General features: G+C 59.5%; 17 protein-coding genes and 1 tRNA gene. 9 read left to right on the plus strand and 9 right to left on the minus strand.

Annotated elements, in window-relative coordinates; all coding sequences use genetic code 11:
* The first annotated feature begins 35 nt into the window (after positions 1-35).
* The 3 genes from JQ641_RS01405 to JQ641_RS01415 are packed head-to-tail and all read left to right on the plus strand — an operon-like array spanning position 36 to position 3,659.
* Positions 36-611, plus strand: a complete 576-nt coding sequence (locus tag JQ641_RS01405) for a hypothetical protein (protein ID WP_211994063.1) — start codon at positions 36-38, stop codon at positions 609-611.
* 8 nt (positions 612-619) lie between these two features.
* Positions 620-2,872, plus strand: a complete 2,253-nt coding sequence (locus JQ641_RS01410) for a polysaccharide biosynthesis tyrosine autokinase (protein WP_211994064.1) — start codon at positions 620-622, stop codon at positions 2,870-2,872.
* On the plus strand, positions 2,856-3,659 hold the full coding sequence (locus JQ641_RS01415) for a hypothetical protein (RefSeq protein WP_211994065.1): 804 nt from the start codon (positions 2,856-2,858) through the stop codon (positions 3,657-3,659). Before JQ641_RS01410 ends, JQ641_RS01415 begins: the two co-directional genes overlap by 17 nt.
* A 14-nt stretch (positions 3,660-3,673) precedes the next feature.
* Here the strand turns inward: JQ641_RS01415 and JQ641_RS01420 are convergent, their stop codons facing one another.
* The 4 genes from JQ641_RS01420 to JQ641_RS01435 form a co-directional block, all read right to left on the minus strand.
* The gene (locus JQ641_RS01420; protein WP_211994066.1) at positions 3,674-4,057 is read right to left on the minus strand and encodes a hypothetical protein; all 384 of its coding nucleotides are present in this window, start codon (positions 4,055-4,057) and stop codon (positions 3,674-3,676) included.
* A 75-nt stretch (positions 4,058-4,132) separates the two neighbouring features.
* Entirely contained in the window at positions 4,133-5,566 is a 1,434-nt protein-coding gene (locus JQ641_RS01425; protein ID WP_211994067.1) for an undecaprenyl-phosphate glucose phosphotransferase, read from the minus strand.
* A 377-nt stretch (positions 5,567-5,943) separates the two neighbouring features.
* Complete coding sequence (gene galE / locus JQ641_RS01430; RefSeq protein ID WP_211994068.1) at positions 5,944-6,957, minus strand: UDP-glucose 4-epimerase GalE; 1,014 nt, start codon at positions 6,955-6,957, stop codon at positions 5,944-5,946.
* A gap of 84 nt (positions 6,958-7,041) precedes the next feature.
* Positions 7,042-8,361 (minus strand): UDP-glucose dehydrogenase family protein, encoded by a 1,320-nt coding sequence (locus JQ641_RS01435; protein ID WP_211994069.1) that lies wholly within the window; start codon positions 8,359-8,361, stop codon positions 7,042-7,044.
* Here JQ641_RS01435 and JQ641_RS01440 point away from each other — a divergent pair.
* From JQ641_RS01440 to JQ641_RS01450, 3 genes are all read left to right on the plus strand, one after another.
* A complete protein-coding gene (locus JQ641_RS01440; RefSeq protein WP_211994288.1) occupies positions 8,290-8,562 on the plus strand; it encodes a hypothetical protein in 273 nt (90 codons plus the stop codon). The genes JQ641_RS01435 and JQ641_RS01440 overlap by 72 nt on opposite strands.
* 179 nt (positions 8,563-8,741) lie before the next feature.
* Entirely contained in the window at positions 8,742-9,032 is a 291-nt protein-coding gene (locus JQ641_RS01445; protein ID WP_192738235.1) for a hypothetical protein, read from the plus strand.
* Between the two features lie 245 nt (positions 9,033-9,277).
* Positions 9,278-10,018, plus strand: coding sequence for a metallophosphoesterase family protein (locus JQ641_RS01450; RefSeq protein WP_211994070.1), 741 nt, complete (start codon positions 9,278-9,280; stop codon positions 10,016-10,018).
* A 592-nt stretch (positions 10,019-10,610) separates the two neighbouring features.
* Here JQ641_RS01450 and JQ641_RS01455 read toward each other — a convergent pair.
* Entirely contained in the window at positions 10,611-11,018 is a 408-nt protein-coding gene (locus JQ641_RS01455; RefSeq protein ID WP_211994071.1) for a hypothetical protein, read from the minus strand.
* Positions 11,019-11,185: 167 nt separating this feature from the next.
* On the opposite strand from JQ641_RS01455, the gene JQ641_RS01460 reads away from it, so the two are divergent.
* Together JQ641_RS01460 and JQ641_RS01465 are read left to right on the plus strand one after the other, a co-directional pair.
* Positions 11,186-11,374 (plus strand): hypothetical protein, encoded by a 189-nt coding sequence (locus tag JQ641_RS01460; RefSeq protein WP_211994072.1) that lies wholly within the window; start codon positions 11,186-11,188, stop codon positions 11,372-11,374.
* Between the two features lie 656 nt (positions 11,375-12,030).
* On the plus strand, positions 12,031-12,183 hold the full coding sequence (locus JQ641_RS01465) for a hypothetical protein (RefSeq protein ID WP_192738241.1): 153 nt from the start codon (positions 12,031-12,033) through the stop codon (positions 12,181-12,183).
* Positions 12,184-12,369: 186 nt separating this feature from the next.
* Here JQ641_RS01465 and JQ641_RS01470 read toward each other — a convergent pair whose 3' ends face one another.
* The 4 genes from JQ641_RS01470 to JQ641_RS01485 form a co-directional block, all read right to left on the minus strand.
* Positions 12,370-12,741: an H-NS histone family protein gene (locus JQ641_RS01470; protein ID WP_192738242.1), complete on the minus strand. Its 372-nt coding sequence runs from the start codon at positions 12,739-12,741 to the stop codon at positions 12,370-12,372.
* 432 nt (positions 12,742-13,173) lie between these two features.
* On the minus strand, positions 13,174-13,407 hold the full coding sequence (locus tag JQ641_RS01475) for a hypothetical protein (protein WP_211994073.1): 234 nt from the start codon (positions 13,405-13,407) through the stop codon (positions 13,174-13,176).
* A 171-nt stretch (positions 13,408-13,578) separates the two neighbouring features.
* On the minus strand, positions 13,579-13,827 hold the full coding sequence (locus JQ641_RS01480) for a hypothetical protein (RefSeq protein WP_211994074.1): 249 nt from the start codon (positions 13,825-13,827) through the stop codon (positions 13,579-13,581).
* 399 nt (positions 13,828-14,226) lie between these two features.
* Positions 14,227-14,303: transfer RNA gene (locus tag JQ641_RS01485), tRNA-Met, on the minus strand.
* A 302-nt stretch (positions 14,304-14,605) separates the two neighbouring features.
* Here JQ641_RS01485 and JQ641_RS01490 point away from each other — a divergent pair.
* Positions 14,606-16,213 (plus strand): GMC family oxidoreductase, encoded by a 1,608-nt coding sequence (locus JQ641_RS01490; RefSeq protein WP_211994075.1) that lies wholly within the window; start codon positions 14,606-14,608, stop codon positions 16,211-16,213.
* The last annotated feature ends 434 nt before the right edge of the window (positions 16,214-16,647 follow it).

A 16,647-nucleotide genomic window follows, 5' to 3' on the forward strand; every position in this document is an offset into this window, starting at 1 on the left:
AAACCGTATTTTCCCCACCAGCCAGCGGTACATGAATGAACGGTATGTCCTTGATTCGACGACAGACTCTCGTGGCTGGGTTTAGGCTTCTGGCAGGCATAGCGCTGCTCGTGGTGATCGCGGCACCATGCCATGCGCAATGCGCCGCGCTGGCTGAGCGCGTCCCCCCGCTGGCCCTGCAGGCCTTCAGCGCCTCGCCCGGATCGCTGTTGCAACAGCTGCGTAACGACAAGGAAAAACTGGCGGGACGGCTTAGCGGATACCTGATCACCGATCCGTCACTGCTGCCTGCCGTGGAAAAGCTGGTGAACCAATCATCGGACAAGGATCGCGTGGCAATCGGCTCAGGTCTTTACCGAGCGGAGGCACGCTGTCTCACGACCAAGCCTGAAGCGTCTCGGAAGATCAATGATTTCGTGCGCAAACTGGGAGACCGCGCGGTCTTGATCGGCTACTCGGCCGAGTCCGAGCAGTCGGGCGCGGCGGCACCGACCGAGGCTGCGAAGCCAGGCAATACCGGTTCCGGTCTGCTGACAGGTGAATGGAACACCGAGATATCAGATCCGTTTGCCAAGATACCGGTCCCGCTCAGCCAATCCCGCTACAACTGAGCCTGCAGATGTATCAACCCAGAGACCAGATCCAGTCGCTCAAGAAGTACGGCATAGAAATCGGCTCTACGACGCTGAGCGTCGAGCGTGCCGTTGATATCGTGCGCCGGCAGTGGCCGCTGATCGCCTCGATCGTCGCCGGCACACTGGCGCTCGTCGTCATCTACCTGCTGACGGCAACGCCAATGTATACGGCGAATGCCCGTATCCTGATGGATACGCGCCAGACCCAGGTGCTCGACAAGGATACCGCACTCAACAGCAACCTGATCGACACCGGATTTGTCGACAGCCAGGTCGAGATCATCGGCTCGGAGGACCTGATCCAGTCGATCGTGCGACGCCTGCGATTGACGGAGGACCCTGAATTCAACGGGTCCGATCCCGGAATAGTGGCGATCATTATCGGCAAGACGCTTTCCCTGTTCGGGTCCGACGGGCCGCCCTCCAAGGAGCGGATCGAGCGCGCAGCCGTCGAGGCGGTGCAAAAGAATCTCAAGGTCGAACGCGTGCTCACGACCTACGTTCTGTCCCTCAACTACCGTTCCAAGAATGCGGACAAGGCCGCCCGAATCGCAAATGCGATCGCCGACGCCTACATCGTTGGCGCGCTCGAGGCGAAATACCAGTCAACCAAGCGGGCCGGCGAGTGGCTGCAGCAGCGCAGCGCCGAACTGCGCGAACAGGCGACCGCGAGCGACCGCGCCGTCCAGACCTTCAAGACAGAGAACAACATCGTCGGCACCAGCCGCGGCTTGATGACCGAGCAGCAGCTGTCGGACGTCAATACCCAGCTCATTCAGGCCCGCGCGGCCACTGCCGAAGCCAAGGCGCGTCTCGACAGAATCGAGGCGATTTCGGACAAGGATCTGGCTCAGCCGACCGTCACCGACGCCCTCAACAACTCGGTCATCACCAGGCTTCGCGCCCAATATCTCGATCTGGCGGGCCAGTATGCCGATTGGTCAGCGCGCTATGGCAAGACCCATCAGGCATCGGTCAATCTCAACAACCGCATGGAAGAGCTGCGCAAGGCGATCGCCGACGAAGTCCGCCGTATCGCCGACGCCTACCGAAGCGACTACGCCATCGCCAAGAGCCGCGAAGCCTCGCTTGAGGAAAACATGAAAGGACTGGTCGCCCAGGCCGGCAACACCGGTCAGGCGCAGGTAAGGCTGCGTGATCTCGAAAGCGCCGCCGATACCTATCGCAACCTGTACAACAACTTCCTCGAGAAGCTTCAACACGCGACGCAAAACCAGAGCTTCCCGATCAGCGAAGCGCGCATCATCGGCACGGCGGTCAAGCCCGACAAGAAGAGCTCGCCCAAAACCCTGCTGGCGCTGGTCGGTGGCCTGGTCGGCGGACTCTGCTTCGGATTCGGCGCGGCCTTCTCGAAAGAGCTCATGAGTGACGTTCTGCGGTCTCCCAGCGAGGTCGAGGACGAACTCGGCGTGAAGTGCCTCGGCGTGCTCCCCGATCTGCGTCCGCAGAAGCCGGTTGGGAAAAAGGCGCGCCTGCTGCTGCCGATCGATAATTCTGCAGCGAAGGACAAGGACGATTCCCTCTCCCACTATGTCGTCGACCACCCGTTTTCGCGCTACGCCGAAACCTTGCGGAACATCAAGGTTTCCATCGACGTCGCCCGGCTGACCCGCGACGTCCGCGTGATCGGCATCGTCTCTTCGTTGCCGAAGGAGGGAAAGACCACGGTTGCCGCCAATTTTGGTCACCTGATCGCCTTGACCGGTCACCGTACCCTGCTGATCGATGGCGACCTGCACACCCGCTCGCTGACGCGCGAACTGGCACCGAACGCCAAGACCGGCTTGCTGGAAGCTCTCAGGGATCCCCAGTCGCTGGGTCAGCACATCAAGCGCAGCAAGGAAACCGGGTTGGATTTCCTTCCGTCCTTCGTCGTCGCGCGCATGGTCAATTCGGCTGACGTGATGGCGTCCAAGGCGATGACGGATATGCTGGCGACGGTGCGCGACAGCTACGACTACATCATCATCGATCTCGCGCCGGTGATGCCTGTGACCGACGCCAAGGCGATCAGCCACCTCCTTGATGCGATGGTCTATGTCATCGAGTGGGGCCGGACGACGCGCAGCGCGTTGCAGGAATCGCTGGCCAGCTCGGAGGCCATCCAGAAGAAGCTTCTCGGGGCGGTTCTCAACCGGGCAAACCCCAAGATGCTCAAGCGTATCGAGGCCTATAAGGGCTCACACTACAACAGCTACTATGTCGAAGGCGCCTGACGCGGCGCTGCCGTATCGGCCATCCCGCCGCCTCCATCGCCGGCTCATGCTGAGCGCCAATATCCTTCTTGCCGCCGGCGCACTGGTTTGGGCGGCGCGGGTAGTTTCCGACATTGGCGATCCGGCGGTTCCGCTCGTTGCCAGCCGCCTTGCACGCGGCGAGAAGTACGACCCGACCCTCATGCGGGGAATGATTGCCGCAAACCTCCCGGCCGCCGAGCGGCAATGCAATTCGAAGACGCTTCGCGAGTTGCTGCTCCTGCAGATCGGACTAGCCGATGAAACGGTGCGCAGCGCCGATCTGCTGCAGGCCGACGCCGACACCGCCGGCGTCAACTCGCAAAGCAAGGCGCTGATTGCGTGCGCCCCCACCGAATCGCTTGGCTGGCTCGGGATGTACTGGTCCAGCATCCGCCTGGAGGGTTTCGGGCCGCGCGCAGTGGCGCTTCTTGACCAGTCCTATCGCCAGGCGCCCCACGAGGCCTGGCTCCAGCTCATTCGAGCGCCATTGGCGCTGCGGAGCTTCAACGCCCTGCCACCCGCCCTGCAGGACGCGGTCGTACAGGATTTCGAAGACATTTTTCAAGCCCGGCTATATCCAAGCGCAGCCATACTCTATCAAGGGGCAACCGCCAGTGCCCAAGCGAAGCTGCTCGACCGAACCTGTGCCGCTGCGGAAACCGAGCGGCTGGTATTTCTTCATTTCGTGTCCGAGAGCGGATTGCAGATCCGCCACCGTTGCTATCCGGCAGGTCCCGCGCCAGCCGTCGATGTCCGGCGACCGTGAAACGACGTTGCGGGCTACGGCTTTGCGGCACCCCATGCGACGGGCGCGAAATCGTTCAGGCTTCGCTCATTGGATGACTGGCCCTTGAACATCAGCAGGCCGCGGCTTGTGGCGACGATGTCGCCGGCGCGTAAACTGTCATCCTCCAGAATTTTTTGGAATGCTTCGCGGGCAACGTCCGCATCGGACGGCGTGGGCTGGGCAAAACTCCGCCCTTCACGCCTTCTTTCCTCGATGCGCCGGCGTGCGGCCTCAATATCGGCAAGCCACTGTTCGCGAGACATTCTGGGCTCGCCGGGCTGTTCCGACTCCGGCTCAACCTGCGCCATGACACCGGGCGGAAAAACGCCGCCAAGGACCAGTGCCGCAATCAGGACCCTGAATGATGCCAACAGCATCGGAAACTCTTAGACCAAGAGCCCCGAAAGGCAAAGTCGCGGAATCAGCCGGGCGCGGGACGCATCCCGTCCCGCTTAATACGCATCCTGATACATCATGACCATCGCGGTCCGGATGATAATCCGCATATCCAGCCAAATGCTCCAGTTGCTGACGTACCAGACGTCATACTCGACGCGCTTTTCCATCAGGTCGATGGTCGGCGTTTCGCCGCGGAAACCGTTGACCTGCGCCCAGCCCGTCAAGCCTGGCTTCATATGATGGCGATACACATAATTGCTGATCACCTGGTCGTAATAATTGTCATGGGCCACCGCATGCGGTCGCGGACCGACCAGCGACATTTCCCCGCGCAGCACGTTCCAGAGCTGCGGCAATTCATCGATGCTGGTTTTTCGGAGGAAGCGGCCAACCCGGGTCACCCGCCTGTCCTGCTTGGTCGCTTGGGTAACGGTGTGGCCGTTCTCCGCAACGCTCATGCTGCGAAACTTCCAGATCTCGAAAGGCTTTCCGTTGAAGCCGCGGCGGGACTGCCGGAAGATGATGCTGCCCTCTGAATCGAGCTTGATCAAAATCGCTGAGATGATCAACAGAGGCGCCAGCATCAAAAGGGCAATCGAGGCGAGGCCGATATCCAGACACCGCTTCTGCGCGCGTTCGAATATCGAGAGCGGCGGCCGCTGGATTTCGATCGCCATCGTTCCGCTGACGGGCATGAACGGCCGCGAAACCAGATCTGCGATCGGGAAATCAGGCAACAGCCGAATCGGCTGCGGAACCTGGCGCAATCGCTGACTCAGCTTCTGAAGCATCGGCAGTTCGTTCCAGTCGATTGCCAGTAGAAACTCCTCGGCGTTCGTCGTGCGCGACTGCCGAATGATGTTCAAAATCTCGGCATCGAGGGCCGCGTCATCCTGCGTCGCGTTCAACACGAAGTGACGCACGACGTCGAAGCCGTTCTTGCGCAAGTCCTTGAAGCGATTCGAAGTAAAATCGAGCGGTTTCAGGCTGAGCAGCACGACCCTGCGGTCAATCAGGTGACCCTTTGCCAGCGAAGACGCCAAGCCGATGCGCCACGCCGCCCGGTGCGCGCCCAGGCTGACAAGTCCGGTAATCGCGAACACGATGGTCGTACCGCGCGAAAGGCTCGTCGTCGATTTCAGCAGAAAGGCGATGAGAGCCAAAATCGCCAGCGACATCATCCAGACGAATACAACCTTGCGCGCCTGCCACATTCCGTTGAACAGACGATGGCTGTCGTAGACGCGCTGGAAAAAAGCGATGGCGACGAACGCAACACCGACGATCAGGCCCGCACCAATCGTCGCTTCCTGGTCGGCCGGCGTCCCCATGAACTGGCGGTATATGACGCCCGCCGCGAGATAACTCAGCAGGATCAGCAGAAAATCGCCACTGATGAGGAAAATCTGGAAGGGGCGCTGCAGGGATGCGCCACGGCTCGCGATCGTCGCAGAGACGTCTTCGGAACCATATGTTGTTGCAGACATCTCAGGCCCTCGTCACTTCCATCACTGCAACCGCCGAAATCGCCGCAACCACCGAACGTTCTGATTTAAATAACCGGAGGGCAGCGAGCGATGCCGATTAAATCTCGTGGAGGGATTTCCGACAACGCCTTGAGAGAGTGCTAACCAATCGAAGCGAGAGTGTGGCACCGCACCCAAAAAAATCAAATGTATTTTTGCATTGCGTCAATGCGGCAATTAAATGATCAGTCCATGCTATTTAAATATTCAATATGCGCGCCATATACGCAACGGACCATCAAAAACAGGGCAATTTTTTCCTACCCCGTCACAATCCTGATAATCGCGTCATTATGCTGATAATTATGTGACGCCGGCGCAGCACGCACTTCGTGCGCTTATCGAGATCGCGTTTCGGCATCAATGCGGGGATGGGCCAATTGGTGCCAGGCCCAGGAGGACCTCACAACCGTTGCCAGATCCGAGCAACCGGGACGAAAATCGAGATCAGCGCGAGCTGCCGACGGATCCGCGACCAGAATCGGCGGATCGCCGGGCCGACGCGGCTTTGTCACCAGTGGAAGGTTAAGGCCTGTTTCGCGCTCGATGGCCGCCAGCACCTGGCGCACCGAGAATCCAGAACCCGTACCGAGATTGTAGCGGCCGCCCGGAGAGCCCTTCAGCAGGGCATCGAGGGCACGAACATGCGCTGCAGCCAGATCCACCACGTGAATGTAGTCACGTATCGCCGTACCATCCGGGGTATCGTAATCGTCCCCGAAAATCGCAAAGTCGCTGACATGGCCTTGCAGGGTCATCATCGCGCGGGGAATGAGATGGGTTTCCGGATCACGCAGTTCGCCGATTGATCCCGATAATTCCGCACCACAGGCGTTGAAATAGCGCAGACAGAACGAATGCATGCCATAGGCGGTGCGATAATCCGCCAGGATTTGCTCGATCATCCATTTCGAGACGCCGTAAGGGTTCACGGCGACACCCGCGGCGCCCTCACTGATCGGATCGCGACCCGCATTGCCGTAGACCGCTCCGGTACTCGAAAAAACCAGGCGGCGGCATTTCTGTTCGAGCATCGCCTTTAATAGCGACAATGTTCCGCAAACATTGTTCAGATAGTATTTCTGGGGCGCAGTGACGGATTCACCCACTTGGCTGAATGCAGCAAAATGCATCACGGCGACGACCTCGTGGGACGCGATCGCTTCGGCTACTCGCGGCGTTTCACTGACGTCGCCCTCGACAAAAGGACCCCACTTCACGAAGCTGCGGTGACCGGTCGACAGATTATCGAAGCATACCGGGACGTAGCCGGCCTCCGACAAAGCCTTGCAGCAGTGCGCGCCGATATAACCGGCTCCTCCGGTCACGAGAATGGCGGGGCCTTGGGACACTGGTTTCTCCACGAGAGCAGTACTTGGACAGTACTTCGATTCAGGCGCGCGATAGTTGGCTTCAGGCTGACGTTGGCGTTCAGGCTAGCCTGCTGCTTTCGTTTGGCGCCCGACGCTCTGGTACAGGAATCCCCTGCCGGTCAGATCGTCCGGATTGTATACGTTTCGCAGATCGATCACGACCGGAGCCGCCATCTCCTGCTTTAGCCGATCGAGATCGAGGGCTCGAAATTGCTCCCACTCGGTCACGATGACCAGTGCGTCGGCGCCCTCGGCGCAGCTGTAGGCATTTTCGTGATACTCGATGTCAGGCATCTCCAATCGGGCCTGTTCCATGCCCACCGGATCGAACGCCCGGACCGTCGCGCCCAAGTCGCGGAGCGCCGTAATCAGCGGGATAGAGGGGGCCTCTCTCATGTCGTCGGTATTGGGCTTGAAGGTCAAGCCGAGGACAGCAACCGTTTTTCCGCGAAGGTTGCCGCCGAACGGCGCGGCGACTTTGCGCGCCATGGCGCGTTTGCGGGTGTCGTTGACCGAATTCACCGCTTCCAGAATCCGCAAGGGGACGTCGTAATCCTGCGCAGTCTTGATCAGCGCACGGGTGTCCTTGGGAAAACACGAGCCACCGTAACCAGGACCGGCATGAAGGAATTTCGATCCGATGCGGTTGTCCAGGCCTATGCCGCGCGCAATCTCCTGAACGTCCGCGCCGACCTTTTCCGCGAGGTCGGCGATTTCGTTGATGAAGGTGATCTTGGTAGCCAGAAATGCATTGGCCGCATACTTGATGAGCTCGGCGGTACGGCGCCCGGTGTACATGATCGGCGCCTGATTCAGATAAAGCGGCCGGTATATCTCGCCGATCACCTTGCGCGCGCGCGGATTTTCGGTGCCCACGACGATGCGGTCCGGATGCTTGAAGTCACGCACGGCCGCGCCTTCGCGCAGAAACTCCGGGTTCGATGCGACGGCGACATCGGCCGAAGGGTTGACCTGCTCGATGATTCGCTCGACCTCATCGCCCGTGCCAACCGGGACGGTCGACTTCGTGATGATGACGGTGAAGCCCTGGACGGATTTCGCAATTTCACGCGACGCCGCATAAACATAGCTGAGATCCGCGTGACCATCGCCGCGCCGCGACGGCGTGCCGACCGCGATAAAGACAACGTCGGCTTCGCCTACCGGTCCCGCAAGGTCGGTCGTGAAGACAAGTCGGCCTTCGCGCGCGTTGGTTTGGACAACGCGGTCAAGATCGGGCTCGAATATCGGAATTTCGCCGCGCTGTAGCGATGCGATCTTGGCCTCGTCCTTGTCCACGCAGGTGACGTGGTGTCCAAAGTCGGCGAAACAGGCGCCCGAAACCAATCCAACGTATCCCGTTCCCACAACAACAACGCGCATGAGCTGAGCACTTTCTTTTTCCGGTATTTAATTCCCGACAGCGAAGGCTTTAAATTAACCATGGAAGCGGGTCAAACCTGCGTCTTCGATTTGAAGAGTCTGCCCGATGTCCTGGCGCCCGGCGCCAAATCCGGGATTGTCCTGCAAACGCAGCACTCGCACGAAACAAAAGGTCTGGAAGGAAGCGACGCCGGAAATTAAATACGCAACGGCGATCGATTCAACTCGATCCAGAAAATTTACCGCGCTGCGTGCCCGTCGGTGGGCATCTCCCCGGCAACGGGCTGGGATCAGAATTTCAAGCAATTTCAATGGCTAAATTAAGCCAATTTTAGGGGGGCAGCGTTAGGAAACACTGTAGTTTGTATGGAGTAGGTGGTGTGACCACACTGGCCATTTGCAGTACCTTGATTGGATTGGTTCTTGGAATTCGCTTCCGGTTTCTGGTTCTGGTGCCCATTCTTTTTGTTGGATCGGTTTCGCTGGCGGCGATTTCGATGACACAGGGCCAGACCCTGCTTCAGGCAATTTCGGCGATAGCGGTTTTCGCAGCGCTTCTGCAGGTTGGATACGCATGCTCTGCGCTGCTCAAGTCCTTCGCAAGGGCTCCCCGCGCCAACAGGACGGTGCCCCATGCTGCCGCCGGGGTCGTCGTTGTCCGGAAGTCCTGATCCTCGCTAAGGGGCGATTGCGCGTCCACCACAGGACGCACCTCAGCCAGCCTGTCCCCGCGGCCTGATCCGGCGCGCGTCAGTGAGACAACGCCGTTGGGCGGCTTGCGTCGAACACCCGGGACTCCCTCGGCGTCCTGCCAAACCTGTATCAGGATGATATATATTCATCCCAGGCGATTAATGCCAAGGTGAGGATTCGCGTGGCCTCGGGCCCGGAACGCCTTTGAGAGTATATTATCCCGATGTTGTCAGCACTGCGCCACGCGAAGCCGTTGGCGAAGCCAAGGTTGCCGGACGGGGTTCGCATCTACGCCATCAGCGACATTCACGGCTGCGCGCATCTGCTTGATCAAATGCTCCGGGTCATCGACGCCGACGTTGCACACAGCAGGCCACGTCACGCGATAGAAGTCTTCATGGGCGATTACATCGACCGCGGGCCGGATTCGCGCTCGACGCTCGATCTCCTGATTGAACGTTCGCAACGCGGAAACGCGGTCTTCCTGAAGGGCAATCACGAAGCCTTTCTTGACGACGTCTTTCGCGATCCTGGCCGCATGGGGAATTGGTTTCAGGTCGGCGGTCTGGAAACACTGATGTCCTACGGACTTTCCCCGCCGGTCAATCCGGACGCCCACGAGCAGCATGAATTAATGAGAGAGCTATCCGAGGTCATGCCGGCGCGCCATCGCGACTTCCTGGAGCGCTTGCGTCTCAACTTCACGTGCGGCGATTTCTTTTTTGTTCATGCAGGTGTTCGACCGGGCATCCGGCTGGCTGAGCAGCGGGAGGAAGACCTGCTTTGGATTCGAGAGGATTTTCTGCAGCATAAGAGGCGGTTCAGCAAATATATCGTTCACGGTCATACACCGGTTCGAAGTGCTGAGATTTTGGATAACCGCGCCAACATAGATACGGGGGCTTACGCCACCGGGAATTTGACCCTGCTCTCGATTCAGGGTTCCAGCCTGCTGGCAGTCTGAGCATCGCTTCCGGGCGCACTGCCGTCCAAGGCAATTACGGATGGCCAGCTGTCGCGCCGTCCGGGATCGTCAGCCTTTGGGCTCGCCGGATGCGCCGATGGCAGATCAAGGCAATGGTTGCGATTGGCGCCCGACTCATGCCGACGGAAACGGCATCCCCATCAGGGAACTGCGGATTGCTCAGAAGTCAGGCTGGGAAGCTGAGCGTTCTTCAATTACGATTAAAATAATCACGCGCGAAGCCACGGCTATCGGGCGGGCAAAAAAGCGGGAGGATGTCCTATGCGAGTTGGGATCGAGATCAATTTCGCCCTTTGGGGCATGATCATTTGTGCTGTCATCGAGGCGCGTCAGACCTTCGCGCTCCTGTAAACGCCTTGGATGCAGGCGGCGCCCTGGATTGCAGGCGGCGCCTCGCAGGCCTGCTCCAAACGAGCCCGGCGCGAGGTTCCTTGCCGCCGATCCGCGCGATCAATGGCGCTTGGCAAGGCGTACATGCCTCGAATCAGAGCCGGTGGCCTTGAGGCAGAAGCTGATACTGATCCAAGGCAGCAGGCGAGCGCTGGAAACGGCGCAGCGGCCCGCGCCCCGCTTACGTGGGGGACTTGAAGTCCGGAAACCGGCTAAGCAACGCGGCCTTCAAGAACTTGAAATGGGCTATCGTTGTCGCAAGTTCCTGAAGCCGGCGTTGTCCGTTGGAGATCTCGTTGCCGAACAAGGTCTGGTGGTGGCTGTCGAGTGCGTCGCGCTCAAGGTACTCGTCGGTGCCATTTCCGAATGTCACCGCAGCACGGGCCAGCACGTCTTCGACGCGGCGGCTTAGGCCCGATTGCTCCTGCTCCGCCTCGCGAATGGAAGTATCCAACGCGCCCAGAATGGAACTCACCCGTAACCGGTCGGTGTCGAGATCACGTCCGGCCGACCGAACCCTGAAATCCCGGTCGCCCGATCGATCGCCAGCATGCTTTTGCGCGCGGGCCCGTGAGAGCAGCTGAAACATAGTTTAATGCCCGTCCCGTTGGCGCCGCCACGGCAGCATAATGCCCTACGTCACTCGAAGCTGGTTAATAATGATTTAATTCCGGGGACAGCTCTGTGGGCATCGGGCGTCTTCCCTTCAAATGTCGTTGATCTGAGGTCCGGCTCGCACGATCGCGGCAAGCATCGATGCCACTCAAGGTCCCCGTCGGTTCACTGCTCGGATCTGCGCAAGCCGGGATCTGCCGGTCCATGCCGTCCATGCCCATGCTCGCGATGAAGGACGCGATCCTGCTGCTCGGGGAGCTTTCGCCATTCGTCCCGCGAAATTTTTCGTTCATGGCCTTCGACGCGGACGATCAAGAGCTCACCGTCTGAGCGAACAAAGGACGCGACCTCACCGTCCCACAGCTTGGCCAGGAAAATGTCCGCCATTCACGCTCCCATAACTCCGATCGTCCGCGCAGCCCGTCTTGCAGCGCCGACACTTTGATAGTTGATATTTGACATGCCTGCCGCTCGCGCGCGTGGCGCCGATGGAAAGCGATTCGATCGAATCCGAATTCACCCGGCCCTGCATCCTGCCGGTCGGTCAGGAAAGAAGCCAGGTTACCAGGTTCAAAAAGACGGAGCCCAGAAAGTACATCCACACCGCCATTACCAGCAGAATCAGCCCAAGGAATCCTCCCGTGAAAAACTTCTCTTTGGCCCTGACAACAAACGGGATTCTTTCCGGCCGCTGCAGCATTTTCGCGCGCTCTTTTTGTTTGGAGAATTGAGAACGAGGTGATGAACTTGATCAGCTCGTGGCACACCCTCTAGTGGCGCACTGTGTTCAGTAAATGTCGATCGGCTCGGTGATCAAATAAAATCTGATTCTCAATCCAAATGTGGCTTGGGCAGTTGAATTCTAAAATTTGGTCGGAGTAATATCGATTTAAATACCGGGAGCAGGATGACTCCCGCGATATGGCATCTCAGTCCGTTAGCCTTCTCCTCGACGGACAAAACTTCCCGATATTCGCGGATCGATCATGCAGCAGGCGTCCTTGAGCGACAGATATGTGGATTTTGCCAATCACTGCCTGCAGCTGGCCGCCACGACGACCGATGAACAGTCGCGCCGGATGCTGCGCGAGATGGCAACCGAATGGCTCGAACTGGCCGAGGTGGCACTGGCCGGCTAGGCCGTCGATCGGCGAGGCGGCAAGATGATTTCCAGCGTTCGGCCGGCTCGTTTCGCGCCCACTGGCTGCGCGCTCGACGCAGTTACCACTGCGCGGCAGGCGCAGCGTATGAGCCGGCTGATTTGCGATCCGCCGAATGACGTCCGCGGCAGCGAACGTGCGTTGGGGCCGAACTTCTGCTGCGGTCTACCGGGTGCTCGCGCGCTTGCGCTTGACGCGATCAATCAGAAAATCATTCATCTTCTTGCCGGCCTTGAGCTGCAAGACCATCCAGCGCGGCTGCTTGCCTCGACCGGCCCACGTTTCGGACGGGTCGGATGGATTCTGGAATTTGGGAAGCACCGGAGGATATTTTCGGCGAGCGGCTCGCCGTTCCGCCACTTGCCGATCCGGCCGTTTGATTTTCGCCATCATGCCGCTGTTCAGCTTCGCAAGGCGTTGCTCCAGCTCACGTTTTTCGCTCGTTATTTTTTCGGCCAGGATATTGCCGACCTGCTCATGGAGAGCCCACAACTCATCCATGGAAAATGACGAGAGATTGAATTTGCGAAGCTTCATTTCTTCTCCCTGCAATATTTTTTCTGGCGACTTATTTGTTCGCTCAGGTGTATTCCCATTCAACACTTCGCAAAATTACCACATTTGATTATGGGAAATACGGGGTCGCACCGAAAAAATTTTGCGCAGGAGGCAGTTTGGAGGACAAATTTGCCCGCCACAACATCCAATGGTTGCACTATTATTAATACTGCAACCCTTGGACTAGCTGAAGCCGGTGCAAATCGGAATCGGGCCCGACATCGTCCCGATCGGGCCATTTGAATACCAGTGAGTCCGGCACCGGCATTCAGGCGTGCGCGACCGGTGTGCGGCACCCGAAAAGGAGCGCTGCAGGGTTTGGCGTCCATGTGACCGGACCTGTCGGCATGCACCTCGCAATCGCGTGCGGGAAAACGCGTCCCCCGACTTCAGCGACGATCGAACGATGCCCTAACGCATTCGCCAGCTTGCGCGAAGCCTGCCGGGCTCCAGAGGCGCCAGCGCTTGCCGTTGTCGAAGCGATATCGCCCGGCGCAAGGCCAGATTCTCCTCGAGCTGCTGGGCGAGTTGCAAGCGCGTCTCGTAGATATTGCGGAGGGAGGAATCCTGCAGCTGAATTTCACGTCCAAGGTGTTCACCGACGGAAAAATCCTGTTCGTCATCACATAGCATTGGTGAACTCATCTTCTATTCCACTTTGTTTGGCGGGTTGTATTGGCGCATAGTTACGACAAGAAAGAGACAGGCATGCGGTTCCGCGTCACAGAAAATAAAATGCATGTGATGTGCTGGGACGGATCTGACGACAGCGCATTTGACCTATGCAATCAGCGGAGAGGAACTGTGGCTTTCAACTCACCTTTCCGCTGCGAGCCAAGCACTCCAGCCGGTTTCGTGCTTGCGATAAAGCTCCAGCCAGCGCTTTTCTTCGGGCGTTGTTGGTTCGTCATCAAAGCTCCACGCGCCATTGCCTGAGTGGGAATCGAGCGAAAGTTGATCCAGCCGTTCGAACTCACTCGTCTCCTCCACCGTCAGTCCGATGAGGGTGCAGGGTTGAGAGGCACTGGCTTGATATCGTCTCGGAAAGATTCGTTCATTACTCATGCGCACCACTCCCACCAAGCGGCCCGCGCGATGCTAACCTGTTCGTGCACAGGTTTCGTGGTGAAAGAGTCGTCTGTCGTCGGAAGATTTAGGCAGCGCATTGCTTCTCTCATGGGCGATGGAGTTTGGACGGACTGTCAGCATGCAGCGTGCCGCGCGTGCGCACGGAGATGGGCCTGCGCGAATCATTCGCTGGCTGAGAGTTTGCACGCTGCGGTGGCGCAGCAGGCACGCCTTGAGACGATTCCGCGAGTCGCCTGCGTATGGCGGCCACCGATTTGACGCCGCGCGATTCGCCCGCACGAGAATGGCCCGATGGCCGGGATCGGCGACCCGACCCTCGGGATGGGCGACCCCAAAGAAAAACCCTTCCAGATCCATGACCTGGAAGGGCTAACTTGGTTGCGGGGATAGGATTTGAACCTATGACCTTCAGGTTATGAGCCTGACGAGCTACCGGGCTGCTCCACCCCGCGTTAAACCGTTGCGCGCCTTCCAGAAAACCGAACCCGAAGCGAAAGCGGCCAACGCTTTTGGGCGTCGATCGATCCCGTCCAGAGGCTTCCTGAGAAGGCAACCCGGGCAATGCCCCTGGGTGCGAGGGGTATGTATCAACGCAAGCCTGCTTTGGAAAGGCCCATGGTGCGGTTTTTGAGGTTTTTGTGACGCTAAAAACGGCACGAAACGGCCTCGGGAAGCCGCCCTTGCCATCAAAGGCGCAAAAGCGGAACTTTGGCGAAATAAAAGTCCACAAAAACTTCATTATTGGGGGCGGCGCGTGACGGATACCTTCGACTTCGTGGTGGTGGGCGGCGGCTCGGGCGGCTGCACGGTGGCGGGACGGCTTTCGGAGGACCCACAGACGTCGGTGGCGCTGCTGGATGCCGGCGGCAAGAACGACAATTGGGTGGTCACCACGCCGTTCGCACTGGCGCTGATGGTGACCGGCAACATCAACAATTGGGCCTTCAACACCGTGCCGCAGGCCGGCCTCAACGGCCGCATCGGCTATCAGCCGCGCGGCAAGGGGCTCGGCGGCTCGTCCGCGATCAACGCCATGGTCTATATCCGCGGCCACCGCAGCGACTACGACCAATGGGCCTCGCTTGGCAATTCCGGCTGGTCGTTCTCCGACGTGCTGCCTTTTTTCAAGCGCTCGGAAAACAACGCCGATTTCGGCGGCGAATATCACGGCAAGGACGGCCCGCTCGCCGTCAACAAACTGCGCACCGAAAATCCGGTGCAGCAGATCTTCCTGCAGGCGGCGCAGGAAGGCCAATTCCGGATCCGCGAGGATTTCAATGCCGAGGACCATGAAGGCCTCGGCATCTACCAGGTGACGCAGAAGAACGGCGAACGCTGGAGCGCGGCGCGCGCCTACATCCATCCGCATATGAATAGCCGCGCCAATCTGCGCGTCGAGACCACCGCGCAATCCACGCGCATCCTGTTCGAGGGCAAGCGCGCGGTCGGCGTCGAATACCGCCAGGGCAAGGAGTTGAAGCAGCTTCGCGCCCGGCGCGAGGTGATTGTCGCCTCCGGCGCGTTCCAGACCCCGCAGCTGCTGATGCTGTCCGGCGTCGGCGACGGCGCTGATCTCGGCAAACACGGCATCGCAAGCGTGCATCATTCGCCCGGCGTCGGACAGAACTTGCAGGACCATCCCGACTTCGTGTTCGGCTACCTGTCCGACAATCCGAATTTCAACGGTCTTTCGCTCAAGGCCCTGCCGCGGCTGCTCCGCGGTATCAGCCAGTACCGGCGCGAGCGCCGCGGGCCGATGACGTCGAATTTCGCCGAATGCGGCGGCTTCTTGAAAACCCGGCCCGACCTCGACGTGCCCGACGTGCAATTGCATTTCGGCATGGCGCTGACCGACGATCACGGCCGCAAGCGCCACAAGGGCACGGGCTTCTCGCTCCATGTCTGCCAGCTGCGGCCGAAGAGCCGCGGCCATGTCGCGCTCGGCAGCGCCGATCCTTTTGCGCCGCCGTTGATCGATCCGAATTTCCTCGGCCATCCCGACGATCTCGAAACCATGGTCGGCGGATACAAAATCACAAAACGGTTGCTGGATACGCCGGCGCTGCGCGCGCTGCAGAAACAGGACATGTTCACCGCTGATGTGCACACCGACGACGACATCCGAAAGCTGCTGCGCGAGCGTGTCGACACCGTCTATCACCCGGTCGGCACCGCCAAGATGGGCGTTGGCGACCCGATGGCGGTGGTCGATCCCAGGCTGAAAGTGTACGGCATGGAGGGCCTCCGCATCGTCGACGCCTCCGTGATGCCGACTTTGATCGGCGGCAACACCAACGCGCCGACGATCATGATCGGCGAGAAGGCGGCGGACATGATCAAGGCCGAGATGCGGGCGGGTTGATTGGCATCGGCACCCAACCTCGACGTCATTGAGAGGAGCAAAGCGACGAAGCAATCCATTCTTATTTTGGTGCGGCATGGATTGCGTCGCTTCGCTCGCAATGACGGGGATAGTGCCGCTCCAATAAGACTGTCGTCCTCCGCGAAAGCGGGGGACCCAGTACGCCGCGGCTTCTCGGTTCTGTCATTCGCGTCTCTGGAATACTGGGTCGTCCGCCTACGCGGACGACGACACTGGATATGTGGCTGCGTTCTCGCGACGCGATGCGCCCGAGCTTTGCCAGAAACTTCCCGCCCTCTCATCAAGAGGGCGCAGGGAAGACCGGGTGCGCGCTGCACCCGCGGTCTCGCGTGCGGTTAGCACAAAACAAAGTGCACACGAGCATACAGGGCAGCGGAGAACACCCGGCCTTCCCTGCGCAATGGCTTTACGGC

This window comes from Bradyrhizobium sp. JYMT SZCCT0180, from assembly GCF_018130165.1.
GTDB lineage: Bacteria > Pseudomonadota > Alphaproteobacteria > Rhizobiales > Xanthobacteraceae > Bradyrhizobium.

Excerpts from the sequence above, each read along its gene's own strand:
- JQ641_RS01405 (WP_211994063.1), top strand. The coding sequence starts at position 36 with ATGAACGGTATGTCCTTGATTCGACGACAGACTCTCGTGGCTGGGTTT.
- JQ641_RS01410 (WP_211994064.1), top strand. The coding sequence starts at position 620 with ATGTATCAACCCAGAGACCAGATCCAGTCGCTCAAGAAGTACGGCATA.
- JQ641_RS01415 (WP_211994065.1), top strand. The coding sequence starts at position 2,856 with ATGTCGAAGGCGCCTGACGCGGCGCTGCCGTATCGGCCATCCCGCCGC.
- JQ641_RS01420 (WP_211994066.1), bottom strand. The coding sequence starts at position 4,057 with ATGCTGTTGGCATCATTCAGGGTCCTGATTGCGGCACTGGTCCTTGGC.
- JQ641_RS01425 (WP_211994067.1), bottom strand. The coding sequence starts at position 5,566 with ATGTCTGCAACAACATATGGTTCCGAAGACGTCTCTGCGACGATCGCG.
- JQ641_RS01435 (WP_211994069.1), bottom strand. The coding sequence starts at position 8,361 with ATGCGCGTTGTTGTTGTGGGAACGGGATACGTTGGATTGGTTTCGGGC.
- JQ641_RS01450 (WP_211994070.1), top strand. The coding sequence starts at position 9,278 with ATGTTGTCAGCACTGCGCCACGCGAAGCCGTTGGCGAAGCCAAGGTTG.
- JQ641_RS01455 (WP_211994071.1), bottom strand. The coding sequence starts at position 11,018 with ATGTTTCAGCTGCTCTCACGGGCCCGCGCGCAAAAGCATGCTGGCGAT.
- JQ641_RS01460 (WP_211994072.1), top strand. The coding sequence starts at position 11,186 with ATGCCACTCAAGGTCCCCGTCGGTTCACTGCTCGGATCTGCGCAAGCC.
- JQ641_RS01465 (WP_192738241.1), top strand. The coding sequence starts at position 12,031 with ATGCAGCAGGCGTCCTTGAGCGACAGATATGTGGATTTTGCCAATCAC.
- JQ641_RS01470 (WP_192738242.1), bottom strand. The coding sequence starts at position 12,741 with ATGAAGCTTCGCAAATTCAATCTCTCGTCATTTTCCATGGATGAGTTG.
- JQ641_RS01475 (WP_211994073.1), bottom strand. The coding sequence starts at position 13,407 with ATGAGTTCACCAATGCTATGTGATGACGAACAGGATTTTTCCGTCGGT.
- JQ641_RS01480 (WP_211994074.1), bottom strand. The coding sequence starts at position 13,827 with ATGAGTAATGAACGAATCTTTCCGAGACGATATCAAGCCAGTGCCTCT.